At 64.1% G+C, this 24,778-nt stretch carries 24 protein-coding genes, 2 pseudogenes and 1 riboswitch; of the genes and pseudogenes, 19 read left to right on the forward strand and 7 right to left on the reverse strand.

Features of this window, described 5'->3' with window-relative positions; all coding sequences use genetic code 11:
- Nucleotides 1-34 precede the first annotated feature (34 nt).
- The gene (locus G6N59_RS30865) at nucleotides 35-1,138 is read left to right on the forward strand and encodes a site-specific integrase (RefSeq protein ID WP_197907899.1); all 1,104 of its coding nucleotides are present in this window, start codon (nucleotides 35-37) and stop codon (nucleotides 1,136-1,138) included.
- A gap of 130 nt (nucleotides 1,139-1,268) precedes the next feature.
- Here G6N59_RS30865 and G6N59_RS31690 read toward each other — a convergent pair whose 3' ends face one another.
- Both G6N59_RS31690 and G6N59_RS31695 read right to left on the reverse strand, forming a co-directional pair.
- On the reverse strand, nucleotides 1,269-2,177 hold the full coding sequence (locus G6N59_RS31690) for an MFS transporter (RefSeq protein WP_197907900.1): 909 nt from the start codon (nucleotides 2,175-2,177) through the stop codon (nucleotides 1,269-1,271).
- A complete protein-coding gene (locus tag G6N59_RS31695; protein WP_197907901.1) occupies nucleotides 2,101-2,484 on the reverse strand; it encodes an MFS transporter in 384 nt (127 codons plus the stop codon). The genes G6N59_RS31690 and G6N59_RS31695 overlap by 77 nt, the downstream gene beginning before the upstream one ends.
- A gap of 323 nt (nucleotides 2,485-2,807) precedes the next feature.
- Between G6N59_RS31695 and G6N59_RS29025 the strand changes: the two genes are divergently transcribed.
- The 4 genes from G6N59_RS29025 to G6N59_RS29040 all read left to right on the forward strand — a co-directional run bounded on the left by G6N59_RS29025 (nucleotide 2,808) and on the right by G6N59_RS29040 (nucleotide 7,966).
- Complete coding sequence (locus tag G6N59_RS29025; RefSeq protein WP_163911226.1) at nucleotides 2,808-3,230, forward strand: MerR family DNA-binding protein; 423 nt, start codon at nucleotides 2,808-2,810, stop codon at nucleotides 3,228-3,230.
- Nucleotides 3,231-3,637: 407 nt separating this feature from the next.
- Nucleotides 3,638-5,437 carry a hypothetical protein gene (locus G6N59_RS29030; RefSeq protein WP_138230233.1) on the forward strand — a complete coding sequence of 600 codons (1,800 nt, stop codon included), beginning with the start codon at nucleotides 3,638-3,640 and terminating at the stop codon, nucleotides 5,435-5,437.
- 233 nt (nucleotides 5,438-5,670) lie between these two features.
- Nucleotides 5,671-7,572, forward strand: a complete 1,902-nt coding sequence (locus G6N59_RS29035) for a hypothetical protein (RefSeq protein ID WP_235678759.1) — start codon at nucleotides 5,671-5,673, stop codon at nucleotides 7,570-7,572.
- Nucleotides 7,559-7,966 carry a hypothetical protein gene (locus G6N59_RS29040; protein ID WP_138230235.1) on the forward strand — a complete coding sequence of 136 codons (408 nt, stop codon included), beginning with the start codon at nucleotides 7,559-7,561 and terminating at the stop codon, nucleotides 7,964-7,966. Before G6N59_RS29035 ends, G6N59_RS29040 begins: the two co-directional genes overlap by 14 nt.
- A gap of 190 nt (nucleotides 7,967-8,156) precedes the next feature.
- On the opposite strand, the gene G6N59_RS29045 is transcribed toward G6N59_RS29040, so the two are convergent.
- The 4 genes from G6N59_RS29045 to G6N59_RS29060 all read right to left on the reverse strand — a co-directional run bounded on the left by G6N59_RS29045 (nucleotide 8,157) and on the right by G6N59_RS29060 (nucleotide 12,581).
- Entirely contained in the window at nucleotides 8,157-8,969 is an 813-nt protein-coding gene (locus G6N59_RS29045) for a universal stress protein (RefSeq protein ID WP_138230236.1), read from the reverse strand.
- The gene (locus tag G6N59_RS29050; protein WP_197907902.1) at nucleotides 8,966-10,393 is read right to left on the reverse strand and encodes an ABC transporter ATP-binding protein; all 1,428 of its coding nucleotides are present in this window, start codon (nucleotides 10,391-10,393) and stop codon (nucleotides 8,966-8,968) included. Before G6N59_RS29050 ends, G6N59_RS29045 begins: the two co-directional genes overlap by 4 nt.
- 12 nt (nucleotides 10,394-10,405) lie before the next feature.
- A complete protein-coding gene (locus G6N59_RS29055) occupies nucleotides 10,406-12,142 on the reverse strand; it encodes an ABC transporter permease (RefSeq protein ID WP_234884194.1) in 1,737 nt (578 codons plus the stop codon).
- A gap of 64 nt (nucleotides 12,143-12,206) precedes the next feature.
- Nucleotides 12,207-12,581: a SpoIIAA family protein gene (locus G6N59_RS29060; protein WP_138230237.1), complete on the reverse strand. Its 375-nt coding sequence runs from the start codon at nucleotides 12,579-12,581 to the stop codon at nucleotides 12,207-12,209.
- A 510-nt stretch (nucleotides 12,582-13,091) separates the two neighbouring features.
- Between G6N59_RS29060 and G6N59_RS29065 the strand changes: the two genes are divergently transcribed.
- The 10 genes and pseudogenes from G6N59_RS29065 (at nucleotide 13,092) to G6N59_RS29110 (ending at nucleotide 21,727) form a co-directional block, all read left to right on the forward strand.
- A complete protein-coding gene (locus tag G6N59_RS29065) occupies nucleotides 13,092-13,562 on the forward strand; it encodes a hypothetical protein (protein WP_234884195.1) in 471 nt (156 codons plus the stop codon).
- Entirely contained in the window at nucleotides 13,559-14,974 is a 1,416-nt protein-coding gene (locus G6N59_RS29070; RefSeq protein ID WP_138230238.1) for an NRAMP family divalent metal transporter, read from the forward strand. The genes G6N59_RS29065 and G6N59_RS29070 overlap by 4 nt, the downstream gene beginning before the upstream one ends.
- A 190-nt stretch (nucleotides 14,975-15,164) precedes the next feature.
- Complete coding sequence (locus G6N59_RS29075) at nucleotides 15,165-15,308, forward strand: hypothetical protein (RefSeq protein ID WP_163910744.1); 144 nt, start codon at nucleotides 15,165-15,167, stop codon at nucleotides 15,306-15,308.
- Nucleotides 15,309-15,429: 121 nt separating this feature from the next.
- Nucleotides 15,430-15,602, forward strand: a riboswitch (M-box (ykoK) riboswitch).
- 315 nt (nucleotides 15,603-15,917) lie between these two features.
- Complete coding sequence (locus tag G6N59_RS29080) at nucleotides 15,918-16,151, forward strand: hypothetical protein (RefSeq protein ID WP_138230239.1); 234 nt, start codon at nucleotides 15,918-15,920, stop codon at nucleotides 16,149-16,151.
- A 347-nt stretch (nucleotides 16,152-16,498) separates the two neighbouring features.
- Nucleotides 16,499-17,737, forward strand: coding sequence for a magnesium transporter MgtE N-terminal domain-containing protein (locus tag G6N59_RS29085; protein WP_234884199.1), 1,239 nt, complete (start codon nucleotides 16,499-16,501; stop codon nucleotides 17,735-17,737).
- A gap of 227 nt (nucleotides 17,738-17,964) precedes the next feature.
- Nucleotides 17,965-18,989: pseudogene (locus G6N59_RS29090) on the forward strand (NRAMP family divalent metal transporter); the annotation flags it as partial.
- 453 nt (nucleotides 18,990-19,442) lie between these two features.
- Nucleotides 19,443-19,898, forward strand: a complete 456-nt coding sequence (locus tag G6N59_RS29095) for a hypothetical protein (RefSeq protein ID WP_163911885.1) — start codon at nucleotides 19,443-19,445, stop codon at nucleotides 19,896-19,898.
- 70 nt (nucleotides 19,899-19,968) lie between these two features.
- A pseudogene (locus G6N59_RS31700) lies at nucleotides 19,969-20,674 on the forward strand (MgtC/SapB family protein).
- Between the two features lie 434 nt (nucleotides 20,675-21,108).
- A complete protein-coding gene (locus G6N59_RS29105; protein ID WP_163911888.1) occupies nucleotides 21,109-21,333 on the forward strand; it encodes a hypothetical protein in 225 nt (74 codons plus the stop codon).
- A 193-nt stretch (nucleotides 21,334-21,526) separates the two neighbouring features.
- Complete coding sequence (locus G6N59_RS29110; RefSeq protein WP_138230298.1) at nucleotides 21,527-21,727, forward strand: three-helix bundle dimerization domain-containing protein; 201 nt, start codon at nucleotides 21,527-21,529, stop codon at nucleotides 21,725-21,727.
- Here G6N59_RS29110 and G6N59_RS29115 read toward each other — a convergent pair.
- Nucleotides 21,711-22,007, reverse strand: a complete 297-nt coding sequence (locus G6N59_RS29115) for a Rossmann-fold NAD(P)-binding domain-containing protein (protein ID WP_163911891.1) — start codon at nucleotides 22,005-22,007, stop codon at nucleotides 21,711-21,713. The two genes, G6N59_RS29110 and G6N59_RS29115, sit on opposite strands and share 17 nt — an antisense overlap.
- Before the next feature lie 122 nt (nucleotides 22,008-22,129).
- Here G6N59_RS29115 and G6N59_RS31320 point away from each other — a divergent pair, with 122 nt between their 5' ends.
- The 4 genes from G6N59_RS31320 (at nucleotide 22,130) to G6N59_RS31975 (ending at nucleotide 24,133) form a co-directional block, all read left to right on the forward strand.
- Nucleotides 22,130-22,354: a hypothetical protein gene (locus G6N59_RS31320; protein WP_235678715.1), complete on the forward strand. Its 225-nt coding sequence runs from the start codon at nucleotides 22,130-22,132 to the stop codon at nucleotides 22,352-22,354.
- A gap of 106 nt (nucleotides 22,355-22,460) precedes the next feature.
- Nucleotides 22,461-22,715 (forward strand): transposase, encoded by a 255-nt coding sequence (locus G6N59_RS31325; protein WP_235678716.1) that lies wholly within the window; start codon nucleotides 22,461-22,463, stop codon nucleotides 22,713-22,715.
- A 353-nt stretch (nucleotides 22,716-23,068) separates the two neighbouring features.
- Nucleotides 23,069-23,359: a transposase gene (locus G6N59_RS31330; protein ID WP_407665916.1), complete on the forward strand. Its 291-nt coding sequence runs from the start codon at nucleotides 23,069-23,071 to the stop codon at nucleotides 23,357-23,359.
- 285 nt (nucleotides 23,360-23,644) lie between these two features.
- Nucleotides 23,645-24,133, forward strand: coding sequence for a cation-transporting P-type ATPase (locus G6N59_RS31975; protein ID WP_407665792.1), 489 nt, complete (start codon nucleotides 23,645-23,647; stop codon nucleotides 24,131-24,133).
- Nucleotides 24,134-24,778: the final 645 nt, after the last annotated feature.

Raw genomic sequence — 24,778 nt, forward strand, 5'->3', positions numbered from 1 at the left:
CAACATCGCTACCGCAGAACACCCCATCACCGCCATGCGATGGCTGAAGAAGAAGTCCGTCGCGCCGGTGCTGGCCGATCTCGCTGCCGGGCGCAGGGCGTTGACCCACGAAGCGCTCGACGAGCTGCCCCACAGTCAGCCTCTGGCGCACCTGCGCCATGTCCTCATCGGCGTGGGCGCCCTGCCGCGACGCGATGAGCACATGGTCCGCATCGAGCGGTTCATCGATCAGACCCTGGCTGCGCACGCGAACCTCGAGCAGCGGCAGGCGCTGCACCGCTACACGGTCTGGCACCTGATCCGTCGACTGCGGCAACGCAACAACGGGCACGCCATCACCATCCAGCAGTTCAACTCGGTGCGCCAACGCACCCACGCGGCCATCGCCTTCCTGGACTGGCTCACCGAACACCAGCTCACCCTCGGCAGCTGTCAGCAGGCCGACCTGGATCGCTGGCTCACCGACGCCGCCGCGACACATCGCGGGGCAGCGGGACACTTCATCCGATGGGCGCACAAGAACAAGCTGACCAGCGTCCGCATCGGCGCACACCGCTGGATGGGCCCCACCCGACCGCTCGATGACCAGAACCGCTGGAACATCGCGCGCCGCCTGTTGCACGACGACAGCCTCAAGCCCGATGACCGGCTGGCCGGCCTGCTCGTTCTCCTCTACGCGCAGACACCGGCTGCGATCTGCCGAATGACCATCGTCGATATCGAACTCGACGCTGATCCGGTCCGGCTGCACCTCGGCAGCTCGCCGATACACCTACCCGAGCCGGTTGCCGGCCTGGCCCGATTGAATATGTCAAATCGCAAGGGCCACGCAACCATTGGCGCGCTGACCCCCTCGATCTGGCTCTTTCCGGGCGGCCAACCCGGCCGGCCCATCAGCACCGGCCAGCTGACCCAACGATTGAACCGACTCGGCATCCGTCCCGGCGCCGCCCGCAGCACCGCACTGTTTCAACTCGCCACCGAGATCCCGGCAGCAATCCTGGCCCGCACCCTCGGCATCCATACCGACGTCGCCGTCTCCTGGCAACGCCTCTCCGCCGGCGACTGGACCAACTACGCCGCCGTCATCAGCAGCCGACCACAATCGCTGGCCCGCAACACGGAAACACGGGCATAGTGCCTACATGCGACACACCCCAACAGTGAACATCCCGGGGCTGGTTCTGGTCGCGAAATCGGACGCCGTTTCATCGCGAATCTCGACAATACGTAGGTGTGGGGAAAGTTCGAGTCCGTGAAATATTACGTCACCGCGGGTCTTTGACGGACGGCATGGGGTGTGGTCTCTCACTGGCGAAGAAGTACAGGCCGATGACCGCGGCGAGTGCCGCCCCGGTACTGAACGTGGCCAGTGCTGCGGTGAACCCGGTGGTGAGCAGCGCTTGGAACAGGAGGCTTCCGGCGCCGAAGCCGATGAACAGGGTGCAGACGTTGAGGCCCATCGCCTGGCCGCGTTGGGCGGACAGCTGGGTGACGATCCCGGCCAGCAGCGGCTGGGTCAGGTCGTAGCCCAGGGACAGCATGCCGACAGCGAGGGCAGCCAGGATCAGCGGAACAGGGAGTGCGAGGAGCAGGGCGGCAGTGGACGCGACGGCCAGACCGAGGGGGATGAGTCGGGTGCGCCCGTATCGGTCGGCGAGCCGGCCGATGGCAGGACCGAAGAGGAAACCGGGAACGCCGTAGAGCAGCAACGCCAGGCCGATACCGACCAGCGTCAGACCGAATCGCTGGCTGAAATAGACGCCCAGCCAGGTATAGATGCCGGAGTGGATCACCGCGTTGATCAGGACATAGCCGTAGGTGCGGCGGGCACGCTGTTGGCGCAGCAGCGTGAAGTAGCCGCGCGCGATCTGCCCGACGCTTCGACGCTGCAGCGCGGACCCACCCTGCAGCTGCGAGCGCCGAAGCGTAAGTGCCACAAGCACGATCGCGGCGAGCCCGGCCACCCCGAGAAACAGACCCTGCCAGCCGATCAGCGGTTCCAGCAGCGCCCCGGCACTGGAACCGAAGGCCATACCGCCAGCCATCGCGCCGAAAAGCCAGCCCAGCGCATGACCGCGCCGCTCGTAGGGGAACACATCACCGATCAGGGCCAGGGAGATCGGCACCACCCCGCTGGCGCCGAGCGCGGTCAGCAGCCGGAACGCGATAAACATGCGGGGGGCCATCGGCCAGGGCGGTCAGCGCGGTGAGCACGACGAACCCCGCAGCAGACCCCAGGATCACCCGTTTCCGGCCGATCCGATCCGAGAGCGGACCCCACAACAAGGTCATCGCCCCGTAGGGCACCAGGTAGGCGGGAACAGCGAGCCCAAGCAGATCGGTTGAGCTGCCGAACTCGTGCGCCAGTTGCGGAATGAGCGGCGCCACCATGAACGCCTGAAAGAAAATCAGGAACGTAGCGGCGGCCAAAGTCCGCAACAACCATTCCCGTGACCGCTGCGGTGAAGCCGGGGACGACAACGCGTGCCTCCTCTTTGCTCAGATCGCTGGCAATGCGTGCCGGCGGCAACCGGGTGAGGTCACTGTCAGGCCCCACCCCGGTGCGTTGGTGCCTAGCTGACTTTCTCCATCGTCTGTCCGCAGCAGCAGGTCGGATTCTGCTGTCCCTGACAGTCCGGCGGGCACTCTTAGTCACCGTCACCTCGCATCCGCATTCGGGCACCGGGCAGCGATACACCTCACCCTCACGAAATGGCATGATCTACCTCCTTGTCGTGTTGTTCCAGCTAGACGACAGTAAGAGCTGGCCCTCGGGGCCAGGTCAAGTTGATCAGGAGGAAATCATGGCCTCGGACACTCTCACCGCCGGGCAGGCCGCCTCCCGCGCCGGCATCACGCGCAAGGCGCTGCGCTTATACGTGGCGAAAGGCCTCGTGGACGAACCCCCGCGCACCCCGGCCGGCTACCGCCTCTACGGCGCCGACGACGTCGCCGTGCTCACCTTCATCCGTCAGGCCCGCACACTGGGCCTACGCCTGGATGACATCGCCGCCATCCTGGACATCCGCCGTCACGGCTCGGCGCCATGCACCGCGGTTCGCGCGTTCATCGACACGCGCGTTGACGAGATCGATGCCGCGATCGCCGACCTGCGCGCCCTACGCCGCAGTCTCGTCAACACTCGAAATGCCCATCCAGTCGACGGTGCCACCGCGACCGTGCCGGCCACAATATGCCCCATCGTCGAGCACACCACCGAAAGCTGACCACAGGTTCCCCGACCGATCCCACTGACCGTGGGGCGGTTCCCATCCAGCCGACACTGCGGCAATCAAGATGACGTCAATATGGCGATAAGCGATCTTGAAACTCCACCAACACCGCCAGAATTCGCGATCAACTAGCGTCAGAATTCGCGATCAATGCCACGGGCATTCGGACAGTTCTGATATCCGACGTCACCATTAGAACCGTTCCGCGCGCTCGACGTGGAGGTTTTGCTTGCCCAGACCCAGGGTCTGCCGGTGTCGAGATTGATGGCCGACCTTTTCGGCAGTCACTCCATGGTTCTCGGAGACCCGGTGGCGCGCAGATGAATCGTCGTGGTCGTGCCGCTCGGCTTCCTGAATCAGGCCATGCGACACCGCGTGGGGTTCTCGCAGACGGAACGACGGTGCGGTGTTTCGAGGACGGAAATAGCGAGCCGAAAGACTTCGACTGTTCGCGTTTGACGGTGAGCCCAGAGCTGCAACGCATGTTTGCGGAGGCGTTCGCGAAGCGCACAGCCCCAGGTAGCGGTTTGCGGTCGATGGCGTCGATCGGGGACACATTTCGATCGACGCGCAAGTTCACGCGCTATCTCGCGAGTTTACCGAGTCCGCCCGCGCGCAGGACGGACCTTCGTCCACACCATATCGACGGCTTCTTGGCCGAGCGCCGCGCCGAGGGTTCTGCCGGGACGCTCAACGAGGACCTACGTGGAGTGAAAATGCTGCTGCGCCAGCTTGATTCGTGGCCTCCCGACATGGCGGTCAAACTCGCCGAGCCGCACCCGCGGCCACCGCATTCGGGTAAGCGCCACGAGAGCTATAGCCGTGCCGAGTTTCAGCGGATCGCCTCGGCGGCGCGCACGGACCTGCGGCGGGCAGCGCAACGCATCCGAGATCATCGTGCGCTACTGGAGCAGTATAGGTCGGGTGGGCTTGACGACCCAACCCGACGGCTTGAGTTGCTCGACTATGTGGAACGGTATGCTGATGTGCCGCGCCGCGGCGGCGATTTCCCAAGCAAATCGCAGCTGACGGCGCAGTGGGTGCGCGAAGGTGGTTTCGGAGGGACCCGGGAAATTATCTGGTGGGCACATTTGAGTCCGCTGGAGGTCAGCGCCGGCGCGGTCTTGTTGGCTGTGCTGACCGGGCAGAATCCGTACGTCATCATGAAATGTCCTGCTGGACACCATCGTACCGATGGCGACGCGGGCGGACCGAAGGCCGCCATTGTCGGGATGCGCAAGCCGCGTCGTCGCAGCCGCGCCGACATGGATGTAGCGCTTGCAGCCACCCCAGATTGGATCAGTACCCCCGACGATCCGACCTCGATGTCGCGCCGCGATGAATTGCACACCGCATTCGGTGTCTACATGTTGTTGTGTGAGCTGACCGCATCGAGCCGGCGAATCGAGGGCAGTGGCCGGTTGATGGTTGCCTACTGTTCAAATGGGACCAATGGTCGGGGTATTCGTGCGTATGGCTCAGCCGAGGGATGGGTTCGGCCGTGGTCGCGCCAACAACGCCTGCTGCTCGACGCGGTTGAGGGCGCACCCGCCAAACCGCTTGAAGTTTCGCTGGTTCGACTACGAATGACTTACCTTGAGCTGCACCAGAAGCCGGTGGCACACACCGAACAAACCCTTGTTGACGACTATCTGGGGCGAAACCGTGGCAACCTCGTTGAATACCGCCGCGTTGTTGCTGATGCCTTGGATGATCAGGTGGCAAAAGCTCGGGCTCTGCCCCTGATGTCCGCGTTATCGGCGGCCGAAGTTACTCAGGCGCAGGCGGACCCAACCGCGTTGGCATCGAAATTATCGTTGTCCCGCACCGATGTTCGCCGGATGCTGAAGGGCAAGCTTGACACCGTGATGAACGCCTGCATCGACAATCAGCACGGGCCGCACGGTGACCCGGGCCAGCCCTGTCGGGCATCCTTCATGCTGTGCCTCAGTTGTCCATGCGCGCGTGCGTTGCCTCGGCATCTACCCGTGCAGACGCTGGTGTTCGACCGTCTGGCTGAACGTCGCCACCACATGACTCCACTGGCGTGGACGACCCGGTTTGCACTCCCGCACGCGCAATTATCCGATCTGCTCGCTCGTTATGACGACGACCAGCTCAGCGCCGCGCGCGCCGCAACCACAGACACCCATCGCGAGATCGTGGGCCGCTTCCTCAACCGAGAACTGGATATGCGATGACGACGCAGCGCCGGCGCGCAGCGCTGCACGACGATCAAGTGGAATGGCCTGACCGGTCCGCGCCTGTGCTCCTGCGACGTGTATTGCGTCCAGATACCGATCCCGCGGGGCTGTCGCGGTACACAGACAACGTGTGGCACTTCGATCAAGGAATCTTTGAGGAAAGCTCGAAGATCATCAGCGTCAACTTCAAGCCGGCGCCAAAACCTTTGCGAGAATTGGCAAAACACTACATGTGGGTGCTGATCAATACTGACCCGCCGATGCAGCTGCGGCGTACAACCGCCACTCGCCCGTCGTTGTACACCGTCAGGATGTGCTGGTATCCGTTGCGGATCTTCCTGAATTGGCTTCACAAACACCGTGTTGCGCGGTTCTGCGATGTCACACCCGAACTGCTGGATGAGTACCTGGTCTATCTGGGTCGCAGCCAGGACGGTGTGGAGCAGATGCACCGATGCGTCGTCGAGGTCCGTCGACTCTGGGGATACCGCTCGGTGCTACCGGAATCGATGCGGCTACCCGAAATGCCGCCCTGGGGCGGCGACTCCGCCGGAGTGCTTCTCGGCAACGCCCGCTCATACATGGAGAACCTCACTCCACGCATCAACGAAGACACGATGCAGGCACTGCTGCTGTGGGCGCTGCGATTCATTGAAGACTTCGCCGACGACATCATCGCCGCCCACGAGGAGTTCCTTTACTTGCACGCACGCGGGCCGGACGTGGCGCCGGGGCCAGAGCAACCCAAGCCACGGCTGCCACGAGGTGGAGCTATCAAAGTGGTCGCCGATTACACCGAATCGGTTCGGCGCGAACAAGGTTCGTTGCCGGGCAGAATCAACGAGGCCGGCGAGCGGGAAATCAACTTTCCGTATGTCGCCAGACTCATCGGCATCCCACGGCTGGCACGGCCGTCTTACTCGATTGCCCAGTCGGTGTTAGCGGCCTCCGGGTTGCCGATCGATGACGATGCGTACCTGTCCACTCCAGTCACCGCTACGCTGGCTGGACACCCGTGGCATCCGGGACGCTTTTCCTACGATCAGACCCGTCAGCTTGTGCGGCATCTGCACACTGCCGGCCTGATAGTGGTCGCCTACCTCTCCGGTGCTCGGCCTGCGGAGATCTTGAACCTGCGTCGCGGCTGCATCGAACGTGACGATGTCAACGACATGTATCTGATGTCGGGCGTGTACTTCAAGAACGCCGTCGACGAGCAGGGCAACAAGGTGCCCGCTGGTCTACCGCGGGCCGACCCCTGGGTGGTCGTGCAGCCTGTCGCCCAAGCGATCGCGGTACTCGAACGGCTGCATGACGAAGACCTGTTGTTCACCAACCGCATTGACCTGACCCGCAATTACGTGCAGCGCCGTTCTGGGGGATTAGCGCTAAACACCCAGGTCGCCACCAACAGCGTGCACCGGTTCATCGATTTCGTAGACCAGCTCTGCGCCCACCACCAGATCGATCCCATTCCATCGGACCCACACGGCCAGCTGACCATCAGCCGGTTTCGCCGCACATTGGCGTGGTTCATCCGCCGTCGGCCTCGAGGATTGGTTGCCGCATCAATCCAATACGGCCACGTGCATACCAGGATGATTCAGGGCTATGCCGGTGCGTACGACTCGGGCTTCCCTGACGAGCTGGCATTCGAGGATTTCCTGGCCCGGTTGGAACAATTCGCCGACGACGAACAGGCCCTGACAGAGGGGGAACGCGTATCCGGACCGGCATCACAGACCTACCGTCAGCGCCTGAACGCCGCCAACGGCAAATTCGCCGGTTACACCCTGACCAGCAAAAAGCAGACTCGCGACCTGCTGGCCAATCCGCTGCTGCAGATCTACCACGGTGAAGGAATGACCTGCGTATTCGATGCGACCAAGGCCGCGTGTCAGCTGCGGGGGGCTCGCGACGATCCGATGGTGACACCCGACGTTGACGACTGCCGCCCAGGCTGTCGCAACATCGCCCGGACCGATCGTGACATGGCCACAGTGCAGCAATACCGGGACCGTCTCGCAGTAACAGTGGCGGACCGCGCCGCCCCACCGCTGCGCCACCAGCGAGAACAACGAGAACTCGACCGCATCGACACCATCATCAAGGAACACGATGAAGGACACTGAAACGGACCCTGTCCGCAAAAAGATCCTGGCCGCCATGGACCGATTACTCGCCGGAAATCCGCTGCGATCCACCGGTCGGCTCAACGTGTCCCAGCTGGCCGTCGAGGCCGGCGTTGAGCGATGGCACCTCACCCATCAGCACGTCGATCTCAAAGAGATGTTCCAAGCCCACGTCCGCAACGAGGGCACGACGCCAGCCCCGTTCCGGGGCACCGCCGCGGCGTTCGATGACCTGCACGAAGCACATCGAGCGCTGCAAGCACACTGCGCCGAGCTGGAGCAGCGAATCAAAATGTACGCCAATGTTATTCAGATGCTCGCCATGGAGCGAGCGACGAGTACGCAAGGGCGCCCGGTGACCGATATCGCTTCGCGGCGGATGCCGCCACGCTAGATGGGCGCGCCAGGGCTGATCACGTCGACCGCGGCACGGCGTCGTGTGACATCTTCTGGTCCAGCAGGATTCGGAGCGGCACAACCCCGTCCGGCGGTGACCGGTCAACCGCGGCTTGGTGCAGCCGTGTGCCCCGGGTTTGCGCCGCCACGTGGGGGCGGCGCGGTCCTGTGTTGTTCCGAATCGTTGTTCAGTGGCGGACGATCAGGACCGAGCAGTAGGGGTGGCTGAGGATGGGGTGGCTGTGTGGTCCGATGATTCGGGTGAGGTGTTTGGCGTCGGCTGCCCCGGTGACGAGTAGCCGGATCGGTAGCTGGGTTGTGGCCAGATATTCGGTGGCGCTGCATTCGGCGGCGTAGCTGTGCACTTCGACGTCGGGGTAGTGCGGCGTCCAGTGGGCGAGTCGGCGTTCCAGGATGTCGACGGGCATGAGGCCGGAGTTCCACCGCCATACTCCTATGGCCAGCAGCCGGGCTCGGCGCAGGCGGGCTTCCTCGAAACCTCGGCGCACGACTTCGTCATTGTCGGGTTTGTCATCGACCACTACGACGATCGAGCTGCGCGGGCCGGGATCGCCGTCGCGGCGAACGATCGCCACCGGGCATTTTGCCTGGTTGGCCAAGGTTAGGGCGGTCGAGCCCAGGATGTGGCTGGCCAGGTATCCGATTCCGACCGATCCGACCGCGATCAGTTGTGCGTGGCGCGATTCGTCGATGAGGGCGGTGTCCACGTCACCGCAGGCAATGCGGGTGCTCACGCGGGCTTGGGGTGCGTGGCGGCTTAGGGCGGCATGAGCTTGACGCAGGACTGTCTCGCCTTGCGCGCGTTGCGCTGCAACGTCGTCGGCCACACGTGGGTCGCGGCCGGTCTCGAGGACGTGGACGAGCCGTAGCTGTGCACCGCAGCTGAGGCTTTCGGTCAGCGCCCATCGGGCCGCGCCGATCGCTGCCGCAGAACCGTCGATGCCCACCACGATAGGGGCGGTGTTCTCGGTGTGCGTCATGGGGTCTCCACGTTGTCGTGACGCGACCGGTCGTGCATTACCGGGACGATATTGGACGGATGCGCTTGTGCCCTAGGGCCTTCGGACCCCGGCACGAGGGCAGCCTGGTGGGGCATATCGGGTTGATCACCGCGGGCGGCGACGATTTGGGAGCGGTGATCGTAGGTGAGTATTCCGACGTAGCGTCCCCAGGTGATCAGGGTGTGCATGGTGGCTTCGGCGTCGCGGCGGTCGAGAGCGTCTTCGAGTTCTTCGGTGAACCTTCTCCTGGGTGCTTGGTGGTTGGGGCGCTCGTTGAGTACGCGTTCGACGTGGGTGGCCAGCGGGACAAATCTGAGGAGGTGCTCGGCGAATAGGCGCTTGCGGGCGTCGGGGGTGCTCGTCGCGAAGACACGTCCGGCCGCGGTGAGGGTCAGCGAATCCGCTTTGAACTCAGCGAATTCCAGGATGTGCAGAGCCTCGGCCACGGGCAGGAGGTGATCGATGGGAATCTTCAGTGCCTCGGCGACCGTCGCTACGGTGGCGTGCCCGTCGAAGGTGGGTGCGGTGAGCGCCTGGCTGAGCGCGCTGATTTGGGCGATGCTGGCGGTGGGTAGGGGTTGGGCGATGCCGGCCCCGGATTCCTTGCGGGCGCGGATTGATTCCACGGCGCGTGCGGTCAGTGTCGAGTGGATTTCGTCGACGGCGTCGCGGAACGCCGAATCGAGCCGATCGCGGGGCTGCGGCAGGCTGAGGGGAAGTTCTAGGCTGATCCGTCCGGGATTGGAGGCCAGCACCAGGATTCGGTCGCACATGAGTACCGCTTCTTCGATGTTGTGGGTGACCATCAGCACCGACTTGGTTGGCGGTTGACGGCTGGACCATAGATCGAGGAAGTCGGTGCGCAGGGTTTCGGCGGTCAGCACGTCCAGCGCGGAAAACGGTTCGTCCATCAGCAAAATGATGGGCTCGATGACGGTGGCCCGGGCGAAGCCGACTCGCTGACGCATCCCGCCAGACAGTTCGCGTGGGTAGGCGTGTTCGAAGCCTTGCAGCCCAATGTTATTGATGGCTTTGGTGGCCCGCCGGTTGGCATCCTCCGGGTCGACGCCGAGGGCGTCGAGACCGGCTTCGACATTTTGCTGCACGGTCAGCCACGGAAACAACGCGAATGTCTGAAACACCATGGCCATGCCGTCGGGTGGCCGTGTCACGGGTTGTCCGAGATAGGTCACCTGCCCGCGGGTGGGTTTCATCAGGCCATCGGCGATACGCAGCAGTGTGGATTTGCCGGAACCGGAGCGGCCGAGCAGTCCAAGGATCTCGCCGTCGTGCAGGGTGAGGTTGATGTCCTCGAGCACCGTCAGCGGATTGTCGGCGCCCGTCGCGAAGGTCATGCTGACGTTCTCAAGCTGCAGTACTGGCTCTGTGTTGTGCTCGTCCACCGTGAATTCCTTCTAATCCAGCCTGGTGCGGCGTTCGGCGAGAGCGTAGAGCGGCCGCCAAAAGGCCCGGTTCATGGCGATGACCATCACCGACATCACTGCCACGCCCAAGACGATGCGCGGGAAGTCGCCTCGGTAGGTGTTGTCGGCGATGTAGGCGCCCAGGCCGGAGCCGTTGAGCTTGGTCGAACCCCAGCTGACGATTTCGGCGACGATGCTGGCATTCCAGGCCCCGCCGGAGGCGGTGATCGCGCCGGTGACGTAGAAGGGGAACACGCCGGGCAGCATGACGTCGCGCCACCAACGCCAGCCGTGGATGTGGAAACTGGATGCCGCCTCGCGGAAGTCGGTGGGAAATGCGGTCGCGCCGGCGATCACGTTGAACAAGATGTACCACTGCGCGCCGAGGATCATCAACGGGCTCAACCAGATTCGCGGATCGGCATGGAAGTTCACGATCAGGAACACCACGACCGGGAACAGCAGATTCGCGGGGAACGCGGCCAGGAACTGCGCCACGGGCTGGACTTTTTCGGCGAGAGTGGGTCGCAGTCCGACGAACACCCCGATCGGTACCCAGATCAGCGACGCCAACGCGACCAGGACCAGCACGCGCAGCAATGTGAGGCCCCCGTTGGATACCGCAGTCTGCACGTCGCGCCAGTGCAGCGCGGATGCCTCGTGGCGGACTAATACCGCCGCAGCCCAGCCCACCACGGCGGCGATCAGGGCGAACCAGACCATGTCGACCAGTCGGCGCGTACGGGAGCCCAGCGCAGGGCGCGGCAGGTTCACCGGCGGATTCAGTCGCATCCGGCCGGCCCGATTTAGGCCGCGGCCCAGCGGCGCCACTGCCGCGCGCAGGTGCGATGCGCGAGTGAACAGGCTGTAGACGACACTACGGGGAAAGACTTGCGCCGCAGCCTGCTCGTAGCGAAACCTTTCCGCCCACACCACCATCGGCCGAAACAGGATCTGGTCGATGAGCAGAATCGTCGCGGTCATCGCCATGATCGCCCACCCCACCGCACCCAAATTGCGGTTCTGTATCGCCAATGCGACATAGGAGCCGACGCCGGGAAGCGACACCTGGACATTGCCCACCGAGATCGCTTCGGCGGCCACGACGAAGAACCAGCCGCCCGACATCGACATCATCATGTTCCACACCAGCCCGGGCACCGCGAACGGTGCTTCCAGCCGCCAAAACCGTTGCCATCCCGAGAATCGGAAGCCGCGGGCTGCCTCGTCAAGGTCGGTGGGCAGCGTACGCAGCGACTGGTAGAAACTGAACGCCATGTTCCAGGCCTGGCTGGTGAACACCGCGAAAATGGCGGCCAGCTCCGGCCCCAGGATCCGCCCGGGGAACAGCGATACGAAAAACGCGACCGTGAAGGACAGATACCCGAGAATCGGCACCGACTGCAGCACATCCAGCAGCGGGATGAGGACCATCTCCGCGCGGCGGCTTTTGGCCGCCGCCGTCGCATAGGTCAGTGTGAACACCAACGAGGCGATCATCGCCGTCAACATCCGCAACGTGGTTCGCAGCGCATAGCCCGGCAACGCCGCTGGCGACAGTGAGATTGCCGGTTGATGTGTCATCACGAAGGAACCCGACAACGCATGGGCGCCGACACCGACCAACGTCAGCAGCGCAAGCAGTAACACCATTGCGGCCGCATCGCGCCAGTTCATGCCGCGGTCATGCCCAACCCGGCCAATCAGCACCTCGACGTGATGCTCCACTTCGCTCCCATTCCGAATCCTGGCCCGACCCCGCAATCCTTGGCCGGGAGGCAGGGCCTGCTGGTTAAGCCTGTGCGATCCATTCGCGGGCTACGTCGGCGTCGGCCTCGGAAAACGCCCGGTAGGTGCCCGGCCAGAGGAACCCAAACAGCTCGCTGAACTTCGCGATGGGCTTGGCCCAGGCGACGTCGGTGACCACGGCGCAGCGTTCCCAGTCGAAGAAATGGGCGAAGCCGAGCTTCTGATCCTCCCAAATGGCGCCCGGGTCAAAGCCTTCCACGTCAGGGGCGATCTCAACGTAGATACGCAATTTCTCATGACGGCGCAGCCGGTCGTCGAAGTCAGGTATCAGGACCTTCTCGTAATCAGCCCTCGTTACCTGACCGTGGTACGCAAACGCTGCGACATTGTCGGGAAAGCCCGTCAGCAGCTCGATCATCAATTCCTCCTCCACGCTGAGCGTCCCGGCGGCCTGCTGCTCGTGGTCCCATGTTGCGTCCTGCGGACAGGCGCCTGGGATTACGAAACACGAGGTATGGCTTCGGCGTTGAGCGATCTCGGCGTTCGGTGTGTGAGTTGGTTGTCCACTCGACACTGTCGAAGCTGCGGCCGGTCAGGCTAGGGAACAAAGGCCTCACCAACGTCCACGGCCGCGTTATTCCCGTCCCGTTCACTAGTTAGCCACATATTGTTTCGAATTACGTCACCCTGTGTGAAACTGAGGGATTGAACAGGGGGGCGGATGCGGACGTGCGGGAGCGAATGTGGTTGCGCGGGGCCGGATTCTGGTCGCTGACTAGTGGCGCCCGATTGAGGGACTTCGGTCCCTACCGGCGTGTTGCCGCCGCGCAGTGAGATAGCCGTACTGGCACAGACGATCCTCACAGCCGTGTCACGACGTTTGTGTCACGTCATCGCCTGGCGATGCGCTCACTCAACGGAGGTAGCCATGAGCATCACACCGCAGATCGAGCCGAGGACGCGTCTGTTTGCCCGCGTGCTGGGTCCGTACCTCGTGGTTGCGGCACTGACCATGATCAGTCGGACCGCTTCCATGCGTTCGATGATCGATGCGTTCACCGCAGACGCCGTGTGGCCGTGGGTTGCCGGCGCATTCGTTTTACCGATGGGGCTGGTGGTCATCGCGCTGCACCCGTACTGGCGGGGACCGGCCGCTGCGATCGTTTCGGTGCTGGGCTGGCTCACCGTCTTCAAGGGAATCGGGCTGATGGTCTTCCCTCAGACCTACCTGCCCATGGGGCACACGGTCCTCAACGCCGCTCCGTGGTGGCAGATCGTGTCGGTCTTCGTCGCGCTGGTTGGGTTGTACCTCACTTACGTCGGCTGGGTGCCGGCCCGTAGCCAGACGGCTTCACATCAGTCCGCACGTACCGCACCTGATGTGCCGCACGCCGCATGAACCCTGAGCGGGCTCAGCCAGACGTCTCTTCGCCGGCCGCCGACCTCGCCATCGGTCCGACCGATGGTCCTCACGCCGAGAATCCACCGCCACTGATTGGCCCGGCGGTTGCCCCGCCTGGCGGCCCGCGTACGTCTCTGCGTGCTCGGGCCGTTTCGGCGTGGCGGGTGCTCGGCCCGGGCTTTGTAACCGGATCATCCGACGATGATCCGTCCGGCATCCAGACCTACAGCCAGACGGGCGCCCAATTCGGCTATTCCCAGTTATGGGTGGCGGCCTGGACATATCCGTTCATGGCGGCCATCCAGGAGATTTGCGGCCGGATCGGCATGGTCACCGGCCGCGGCCTGGCGGCGATCTTGCGCGAACACTATTCGCGCAAAGTGCTTTTCGTCGCGGTATCGCTGCTCATGGTCGCCAACGTCGTCAATGTGGGGGCCGACCTCGGCGCGATGGCGGCCACCGGGCAACTGCTGGTGCACGCCCCATTCCTGGCTTGGCTGGCCGTGATCGTGGTGATCTCGCTCGTGCTGCAGGTCTTCGTGCCCTATCCCGCGTACGCCCGATTTTTGAAGTACGCGTGTCTGAGCCTGCTCGCTTATGCCTTGGCGGCCTTCGTCATTCATCATCCGTGGTGGCCCACGGTGGCGGTGAGCGCCTTCGTTCCGCATGTCGAGTGGTCGAGCGACTACGTGCTCAACATCGTCGCCGTCCTGGGCACCACGATCACGCCCTACTGCTTCTTCTGGCAGGCCGACCAGGAAGTGGAGGAGGACTACGCCCGCGGTCGAATGCAGTTCTATGGCAAGGGTGTTCCGGTGCTTCACGACCGGGACATCCGTAACATGCGGACTGACACCGCGGTCGGCATGGGCTTTTCCAACGTGGTGCAGTTCTTCATCATCCTGACGTGCGCCTCCACCCTTCACCAAGCGGGTGTATTCAATGTTGATACCCCGGATCAGGCCGCCGCCGCGCTGCGGCCGCTGGCGGGTGATTTCACCTTCTTGCTGTTCGCGATTGGGATCGTCGGGGTCGGGTTTCTCGCGGTACCAACTTTGACGGGTTCGGCGTCCTACGCGCTGTCTGAGGCGCTGGGCTGGAAAGCGGGGCTCGGATACACCTTCCGCCAGGCCCGTGCTTTCTATGTCGTGATTGCGGTGGCCACGATTGTCGGCGTCGGTCTGAATTTCATTGGGATTCCGCCGTTTCGGATGTTGTACTACGCCGCCGCGGTCAATGGTGTGCTGGCGCCACCTTTGATGGCGCTGATCACGTTGGTCGGCAACAACCGCTCGATCATGGGTCAGCACGTCAACAACCGGTTCGCCAACATCATGGGCTGGGCGATCGTGGTGATCATGGGTGCGTGTGCCGCAGCGCTGCTGGGGTCACTGCTCACTGGTGCATGACAACGACAGGTGCGCAGTAAACCCAGGTGACCCTTTGGAGGACCATAGATGCGGGTGGTCCTGGATCAACCTACGTCAAAGGTTCACATGCTGCGCACGTCGTCGTCATCGGCAGACCTATTGTTCCAGTGCAACGGAATCTGCATAACTGGCCAGCCACGGTCGAGGTGTCAAGGCAGGAGGAGGCGCAGTGACAGCGATCAGCACAGTCGCCGCGGTTCTCGCGTTGCCCGCCTACACCGATAGGCAGGCGGATATCGGTACCGCCGTGCTCGTCGGCCTGTGGGTAGTACTTGCGGTGGCGCTCGGCGTGCGATGGTGGCGGCGACGGTGATCGTGGGTGGGTGCGGATCGAATGCGAGCACCCGGCCTGTCTTCGCGTCAGCTGTTCGACATCTGCGAATCCGCTGTGTTCCGTTTGACTTCCATCCGGGCGGGTTCATCATTGACCGCGGTCAGCACCTTGCTAGGTGAGGCTCCTACGTGAACACAGGCCACTGATCTGACGACGTCGAGAGACGCCCAAGATCAGGACAGGTCTTCCCGGATTAAGGGATGACCCAAAGTGGCTCCCCGCGAGAGCCGGGTACGTCGCGTAGTGCCGAAGCCCTGACGAGAGGGGTGCTCCGCCGGCTTTTCGCGCTGGCGGTTTCTCCCTCCCGTTGTGCGTGGTGCTGTGGATACTGCAGGCGCCCCCGCGCGCCGCGGCCGTGAAGGAGGTGACGGACAACCCGATGAGTCCCAGTGATAGTCCCTATCCCCATCTGAACCTCATGTTGTTTCCGACCTCGCCGCGGCGTAACAGCCGCTGAATCACCGCCTGTTTCTAGCACCACTGCATGGCGCCGGGCCGCATCCGTTGCGGTACCGCCCAGTTGTAGTGCACAGCAATGTGATTCGGCGAATGCACGTCGCGGTCTGCGCCCCTGCAAGGAGCCCTGCAATGGCCATCGCCCCGACCTACAGCACCGGAGGCGTTCCTGCGGATCGTCACCGCCGTATTTTCGGGTTCACCGACCTATGGATAATCGGCTGCGCTGCCCTGCGCCGGTTCGTTAATCGGCGTCGCCTCACTGCCCAAGAACAGGCCAACCTGGCCCGCGTGTACGCCGGCAGCCGACCGGCGGTGTTCACCGCCTCGTTGGGTGGGCACTGCTTTTCGGCCGGGCGCTGGTGAACCGGTGCCGGCCACTGACCCGAATCGGTGGTCCGGGCCACCACCGTGGCCCGGTTCGAGGCCGAGCCTGCGGATGCGCACCGCCCGGGCGATGCTCGCGGCCGGGAAACACCCCACCGCGGTCGCCGAGTCTTGTGCGGTGCCGTTGGCGCTGGTCGAGCTGATCCGCGATGAGCTGGCCGCCGTTCACCCTGAATTCGCTCTCTGTCCTTACGATCCGCCTGTTCCCGCCGCCGGCGCGCACCCGAACCCAAGGAGTACCCGTGAACCACAACACCCCACGCGACGACCATGCCGGCACCGGCGGCGCGCCGGTCATCCACCTGTCCGAACTGCTGAAGGCGCCGGTGGTATCTCGCTCGGGTGAGCCGGTCGGCAAAGTGGAGGACGTCATCGTCCGCCTCGGCAGTAGCGAGGAATACCCGGCGGTGACCGGCTTGGTGGTCGGTGTCGGTGGCCGACAGGTGTTCGTGTCCGCCGACATCGTGCGGTCGCTTTCCGAGCACCAGGTGGATCTGACCAAGAACAAGGTCGACCTGCGCACGTTCGGTCGGCGCGACGGCGAATACCTGCTCAAAGCCGACGTGCTCGATCACCGGTTCATCGATGTGCCGAACGCAGAACTGCTGCGCGCCTACGACATTGAGCTCGAAGACACCGGCGCCGGCTGGGTGCTGGCGCGCTTGGATACTCGCCGCCCGGCCCGATTCTTCGGTCTGATCAAGTCTCACGGCGGGCACGCGGCGCGAGACTGGAAAGCGTTCGAGCCGATGATCGGCCACGACCAATCGATGCTCGTGCGCCGTGTTCAGGGCCGGGTGCACACCCTCAAGCCGGCGCAAATTGCCGATCTGCTCGAAGACGCGACCGCGGCTGAAGGCGGCGAGATTCTGGAGCGGGTGCGCTCCAATCCCGAGCTGGAAGCCGATGTGTTCGAAGAACTCGATCCCGAGAAAGCGAGCAAGCTGTTCGATGACATGCCCGACACCGAGGTCGCTGGGGTGCTCGGGCGGATGCGTGCCGATGACGCCGCCGACGCGGTGTCCGATCTGCGCCAGTCGCGGCGCCGCAGGGTGCTGGACCTACTGCCAGCGGCGCAGCGCACCAAGGTCGTCACGTTGATGGGTTTCAACCCCGATTCCGCGGGCGGTTTGATGAACATCGATATCGCCACATGCCCGTTGGAAAGCACTGCCGCACAGGCGCTGTCGGTGATCGCCGAGGCCCGCACCCTGCAGCCTGAAGCGCTGCTCAAGATGCATGTGCTGGGAGCCGACGGCCAGCTTGCGGGGGTGGTGTCGGTGATCGTGCTGCTACAGGCCGATCCCGGCGCCGACGTCACCGCGCTGATGGACACCGACCCAGTGCGGGTCGGTCCGGATGCCGACCTGACCGACATCGCGTTGCTGATGTCGGACTTCAACCTGGCCACCGTGCCGGTGGTCGACGAGGGCGACCACGTCCTGGGCGTGGTGACCTACGACGACGTTCTGGAAGCACTCATCCCCGAAGACTGGCGCCGCCGCGAACCCGCGCCCCGGCCCATCCGCGACATCGGCACCACCGGTAACGGAGCGCAGTCATGATGACCAACAACACCCCCACCGCAGCCGGACAGCCATCAGGTGCGGCCAGCCCGGCACCGGCCGGGCCACCGAAATCACCACCACCGAGCGCGGTGCTGGACTCGGCACATCTCGGTGACATCGAGGGCGCGTTCGGCAAGATCAGTATCAGCGACCCCGACACCGGCTCCACCCTGAAAACCCGGCTGCTGACCTTGGCGGCCATCCTGGGTCCCGGCATCATCGTCATGGTCGGCGACAACGACGCCGGCGGCGTGGCCACCTACGCCCAGGCGGGACAGACCTACGGCTACAGCCTGCTGTGGACCCTGTTGCTCTTGATCCCGGTCCTGATCGTCAACCAGGAGATGGTGGTCCGCCTCGGCGCGGTCACCGGTGTCGGCCACGCCCGACTCATCAACGAGCGTTTCGGCCGCGGCTGGGGATGGTTCTCCGTCGGTGACCTATTCCTGTTGAACTTCCTGACCTTGGTCACCGAGTTCATCGGTATCGCCTTGGCGGCGGACTACTTCAACGTGTCCAAATACATCGTGGTCCCCACCGCCGCGGTCGCGTTGATCGCGATTATGGCCAGCGGCAGCTTCCGCCGGTGGGAACGGGCCATGTTCGTGTTCATCGCCATCACCCTGCTGCAACTACCCATGCTGCTGATGGCCCACCCACAGTGGGGCCATGCCGCGAAATCGTTTGTAGTACCAAGCATTTCCGGTGGCATCACCTCCGATGCGGTGTTGTTGATCATCGCGATCGTGGGTACCACCGTGGCCCCCTGGCAGCTGTTCTTTCAGCAGTCCAACATCGTCGACAAGCGCATCACCCGCGGTTCATCGGCTACGAACGCGCCGACACCGTGATCGGCGCCTTCGTCGTCATCATCGGCGCCGCGGCATTGGTGATGGTCGGCGACTTCGCCGCGCACGTATCCGGCAAGACCGACTTCGTCGACGCCGGCGATATCGCGCACCTGCTCGGCGCACACAGCCACGCGCTCGGCTCGATCTTCGCGATCGTTCTACTCGACGCATCCATCGTCGGCGCAGCGGCCGTCACATTGGCCAGCAGCTACGCGTTCGGCGACGTCTTCGGCATGAAGCACTCCCTGCACCGCGGGTTCAAAGATGCCAAAGCGTTCTACGTGTCCTACTGCACCATGATCGCCCTGGCCGCCGCGATCGTGCTCATCCCCGGCGCGCCGCTGGGGCTGATCACCACCGCGGTACAAGCCTTGGCGGGGTTGTTGCTACCCAGCGCCACCGTGTTCCTGCTGTTGCTGTGTAACGATCGGGAAGTGTTGGGGCCCTGGGTGAACCGGCCCTGGCTTAACGCCGTGGCCGGTGTCATCGTGGGGGTGTTGCTGCTGCTGTCGTCGATCCTGATGGCCACCACCATGTTCAAAGACCTCAACGTCATCGCCGTCACCGAATATCTCGCCGGCGGCCTCGTCGTCGGCGCCGGGATTGGCTTCGTCGCACTGCGATTGATGTCCCGCCGCCAACCTGCGGCCACCGTAAAGCCGGTGGACGAACTGGACCGCGACACCTGGCGGATGCCGCCGCTAGCGCTGCTGGAACCAGTCCAGTGGAACGCGGGCACCCGTCTTGGCATGATCGCCCTGCGCAGCTACCTCGTTGTCGGGGCAATCTTGTTGGTGGTCAAGGCAATCCAGATCAGCCACGGAGGCTAACGACGAGAGAACACTGGTCTGATGGCTAGGACACTACGGTCCCGGGCGGTCGGCCGGGTACGTGCCTGGATCAGTGTCATCGCGGCGGTGGCACTGGTCCCGTGGATCCTCTACCTCGGAGGAACACTTCCGCAGGACTACGCCGCGGCCCACTGGCGCGCCACCTGGATCGGATTCGATGTGTTGTTGGTGCTGTTCCTGTTCGCCACGGCAGTCCTGGGCTTCCTGCGCAGCCCGCTGCTGACCGTCGTGGCGTTCACCACCGGGGTGCTGCTGCTGTGCGATGCATGGTTCGACGTGATGACCGCACAGCACGGCGATCAGCTCACCTCAGTCATCAGCGCCGTGTGCGGCGAACTGCCACTCGCAGTGCTGCTGATCGGCGGCACGCTGCGCATCGTCCGACTCAACGAACCGCCATTCTCCGCCGAATGCTGCTGCGCGGTGGTCACCGGCCAACCAAACGACCACCGGTAGCGAACCCAACCGATCAGCCACGACTCGTCGACGATCCCATCACGACACGAAACCTCAGGAGAACATCATGATCAACACGCTGGACATCGTCCTGCGGATCGCCGCCGGACTCGGCTTGGGGGCCGCCATCGGACTGGAGCGCCAGTGGCGCTCCCGTAACGCCGGGTTGCGCACCGCCGCTCTGGTCAGCCTCGGGTCCACGCTGTTCGTCGTGATGGGCGGATACTCCTTCACCGGCATTCACGCCGACCCCACCCGTGTCGCGGCCCAGGTCGCCTCCGGGATCGGTTTCCTCGGTGCCGGCGTGATCATGCAGCAAGGCGCCACCATCTCTGGACTCAACACCGCCGCCACCCTCTGGGCTTCGGCCGCCGTCGGCGCCCTCGCGGGCGGAGGCATGATCATCCCGCCGCCATCGGAAGCGGCGCCGTCATTGCCGCCAACATCTTCTTGCGCCCGGTCGGGCGGACCCTGAACCGCCACCATGGTCCCGGCGCTGAAAGCCTTCTGCCGAATATCGATTCGAAGTCCGCTGCGCCACGACCGCCGAAGTGCACATCCGCAGCCTGGTATTCGACGCGATCTCGCACTAACCTGACTGTGCGGTCCATCACGGCGATCGACCTACCCGACGGTGAAGGAGTCCGCATCGCCGCCACCGTCATCGCCGACGAACGTGACGATCACCGCATCGAAGCCGCCCTCGCCGACGTCATCAAAGCACCGAAGTCACCGGCGTCCGATGGAGCGCCGACGAGATGAGCCCAGTCGACTGATCTGCCCCGGAGCCAACGAAAGGCGAATCCGTATGTCATTCATGAAAATACGGCCAGCAGTGGTGGGGCTGATGCTGGTGTGCTGGGGTCACCGCTCGCTCCTGATGTGGCTCGTGCGCAACCGCCCACGCCGCCGGTCCTGCCATGGATGCCGGGGCCGCCGGTGCCCGTCAACGGCACGATGGGTAGCTACTCGAATTGGTACAACATCATTGCGGTGGCCCCGCCGGCCGCGTTCGACGCTCGAGGAGTCCGAGCCACAGCTGGCGTTGACCCGCGATGGAAGCTGACGGCATGCCCGGTAGCGCGCTGGGCTTGAGCCTAACAAAGCCAACGCACTGACCTCAAGCAGCAGCCGCTACCGGATCGGCGCCGGCCTCAGCCCCAACCCGACCCTGCCGACGGTCACCCCCGGCACCAACATCGGCGCGGGCATGGAAGTTCCCACCCTGGAGGACCCGGGCGGCGCCGCACCCAAAACGCCCGCCGCCGCCGAATCAGCCCAGCCGACCACCGCCCCGCAGGTGCCTGGGCAACCCGCACCCGTCCTCGAAGCCGCGAACGGTCAGCCGACGGCGGCAACACCCACGCCCACGGCCGCACCGGCGCCCGCCAGCCCTCCACCGGTACAGGTGCCGGCCGCATCGCCCGACTCCTAAAGGAAAGCGTTGTGTTGGCGACGCCGCCTTCCAAGACGATGAGGTGTTGTCGTGATTGGCGAAGTCATCGCCTCGGGTTCCTCACCGATCACGAACGCTCATCCACACTCTTACCTCGCGGATCAGCCCCGGAGAACCTGCGGATTTCCTGAATCTGACCTGTCCGTGCGTTCAGTGGATGGACGATGAATTCATGCGACTCGACATGAGCGAGGACCGCGCCATCGCCGAGGTGACCGCGCGTTTAGCGGCTCATTTCCCGTCGCGCGACTCGGTCGACGTCGTGATCGCCGTGCGACGGGCATTGTCACGCTTCGATTCGTGTTCGGTGCGCGATTTTGTTCCGCTGCTGGTAGAGCGCCGTGTACGAACGGAGTTCAGCGCCCAGACCTAGGGACAGCAACTCCGTCGTAGCAGCGGTCGAGTATGTCGGCACCGGATTTGATCCAGCTGCCCTTGGTCAATTCGCGATGGCCTACCGCGGCAACGACGATGTCGGCGTCGCTGAGGACGGCCGACAGGTTGGCGGTCTTGGAGTGGCAATACGTCACCGTTGCATTGCGTTCCAGCAGCATCCCGACCGGTTTGCCCAAGATGGAGCTGTGGCCTATGACGACGGCGTGTTGACCGGTGGGACTGAACGGTGAATTATCTGACCGCCGGGTTGCGTCCATCAAGGTGGTGTACGAGTCGGACCTGATCAGCGGTACCGGCGTGTCGTAGCCGAGTGATTGAAGGTCATCGCGTGATTCTTCGAGAGACCGTCCAAAGTCACTCGAGCAAAGGAATCGACGCGATGACCACTGCCCACAATATCGATCTGCCTGTGCTGGCCGGGCGACTCACCACTGCCATCCCGAGCGTGCGCGAGCTGCTGGCCACGTTCATCCACACCCTGATGATGGCGCCAGCCGACGCCCTATGCGGTGCCGGCTACGGCGAACGCTCGGCTGACGCACCAATTCCCGCAACGGCTACCGACACCGTCAATTCGACACCCTGCAGGGACTTTGGATCTTAAGTCCGGCTGCGGCAAGGATCCTACTTCGGACTGGCTGCTGGAGCGCCGTAAACGCCCCTGACCACGGTGGTGGCGATGTTACCTGCTGCGTGTCTCGACGCGGCGGATGGACAAGCTGGTCGAGACCCTGGGCATCACGTCGTTGTCGAAGTCGCAGGTGTCGGTGATGGCCAGAACTCGACGCCGCCGTGGAGACGTTCCGGACCCGGCCGCTCGATGCCGGCCGTATACGTTCGTCGCTGCGGACGCTCTGGTGCTCAAGGTGCGTGAAGCCGGCCGGGTGGTCAACGTGCGCCCTGATCGCCGTCGGGTCAACGCCGAGGGCTACCGCGGATCCTGGAATCGATGTCACGACCGCTGAGGACGGGGCGGGCTGGTTGACGTTCTGGCGGTCGTTGACCGCCGCGGCCTGTCGGGGTCAAACTGGTCACCAGCGACGCCCACGCCGGGCTGGTCGCCGCCATCGGGGCCACCTGCCCGGGTGGCAGCGCTGCAAGGCCACTACACGACCAACCTGATGTCCGTCACTCCCAGAGTTCGTGGCCTGGGTGCGCACCCTGCTGCACCGGTGTTCGATGACGCTGAATCCGTTGCTGCTCAATATGATCGGATCATCGACGCATTGTCCGACAAGCTGCCCAATGTCGCCGATCACCTCGAAGCGGCGCGGCCGGATCACTGGCGTTCACCGCGTTCCCCAAGCGATCTGGCGCCATCGCAGACAACAATCCCAGGAACGACTCAACAAAGATCCGCCGGCGCACCGACGTCGTGGGCATCTTCCCCGACCGCGCGGCCCTGATCCGTCTCGTCGGAACGGTGCTGGAAACAACACACGACGAATGGGCCGAGTCGCGGCGCTACCTCGGCCTCGACGTTCTGAGCAAATCACACCGTCAACGACACCCCAACCGAACAGGAGGCTACCCCCGCGGCACTGCCCGCCTGACCCAACTACCTCGAAGAATCACACGACGACGTCATACACCACGTCCCTGGACTTGACCGACCGCCGTTGGGATTCCAAGCTGTCTGCCACCCGGGGAGAACGCCAGACGATTCATGGGTTGGTGGCTGGAGGTTGGTGCTAACAGATTCGAGTCCCGTTAGCTGCGGTGAGTTGACGCGCGGCTCAATGGGGATGGGTAGCTGCGGTGCGGTGTACCAGATCGAGCCGAGGGATGGCAGCGTGGCGGTCGTGATCACTGTGGCGGTGGAGCCCTCAGACATCAGTGTTATCCGGTGCTCAGATGCCTTATCCCTCTGTTCGCTGAACAGCCGGGTGGGTCGATGACCTCAAGCCACCTCCCAGCTATATCCGCGTCGCTGAGCGCCGAGGCCGCGGCGACCGCTTCGGTCGAGCAGGTCCTTGGCTGGCTGGAAACTGCGGACGGGTTGTCCGCTGCCGAGGCTGCTGAGCGGTTGCAACGGTTCGGGCCGAACGCGCTTCGCAGCCACCACGTCAGGGCCTGGTCGGTGCTCGTTCGCCAGTTCCGAAACGCAGTGATGATCATGCTCGCCATAACCGCGCTCGCGTCGTATTTCCTCGGCGACCACACCGACGCCCTGATCATAGGGATCATTCTGAGCGCCAGTGTGGGGCTGAGCTTCATCAACGAGTATCGGGCCGAGAAGACGGCGGCGGACTTGCATGACAGCGTCCACCACCGCGCACAGGTGCGCCGCGACAGGACGGTCATTGACGTGGATGTCGTCGACCTGGTGCCCGGTGATGTCATCCGGCTCTGGGAGAGGCCGTGCCGGCTGATGTGCGGTTGATCGAAACCACGGCGCTGGAGTGCGACGAGGGCATCCTGTCGGAGAATCTACGAGCGCGGAGAAGTCAACGGCGCCGGTGGCACCGAGGCTGCCCTGGTCGATATGACTGATCTGGCCTTTATGGGCACCATCGTCAGCGGCGGCGAGGGTCTGGCGGTGGTTTATGCGACCGGCCGGGATGCCGAATTCGGCCGGATCGCCGCGGATTGGGGAACGCCAACCCGAGACGACTTTTCAGGCCGGGCTGCGGCAGTTCTCCTACCTGCTGGTGAAAGTTGCGATTGCGCTGACTGTCTTCATTTTGATTGCCAACATCTTGTTGCACCGACCGGTGATCACATCGCTGCTGTTCGGCCTTTCCATTGCCGTGGGGATCACACCGCAGCTGTTGCCCGCGGTGGTCAGCACCAGCTTGGCGACCGGCTCCCGACAGCTTGCCAAGGTCAAGGTCCTCGTCAAGCGGCTGGTATGCATCGAAGACCTCGGCGATATCGATATTCTCGTCACCGACAAGACCGGAACCCTGACCGAGGGCCACATCAGCCTCATCGACACGGTCGACCCGGTGGGGGCCCACAGCGATTCCGTGCTGCGACTGGCGTTGTTGGCTTGCGATGTCGATCCCATCACTGGCGCCGCGGCGCC

The sequence above is a fragment of the Mycolicibacterium aubagnense genome (assembly GCF_010730955.1).
In the GTDB taxonomy this organism is placed as follows: domain Bacteria; phylum Actinomycetota; class Actinomycetes; order Mycobacteriales; family Mycobacteriaceae; genus Mycobacterium; species Mycobacterium aubagnense.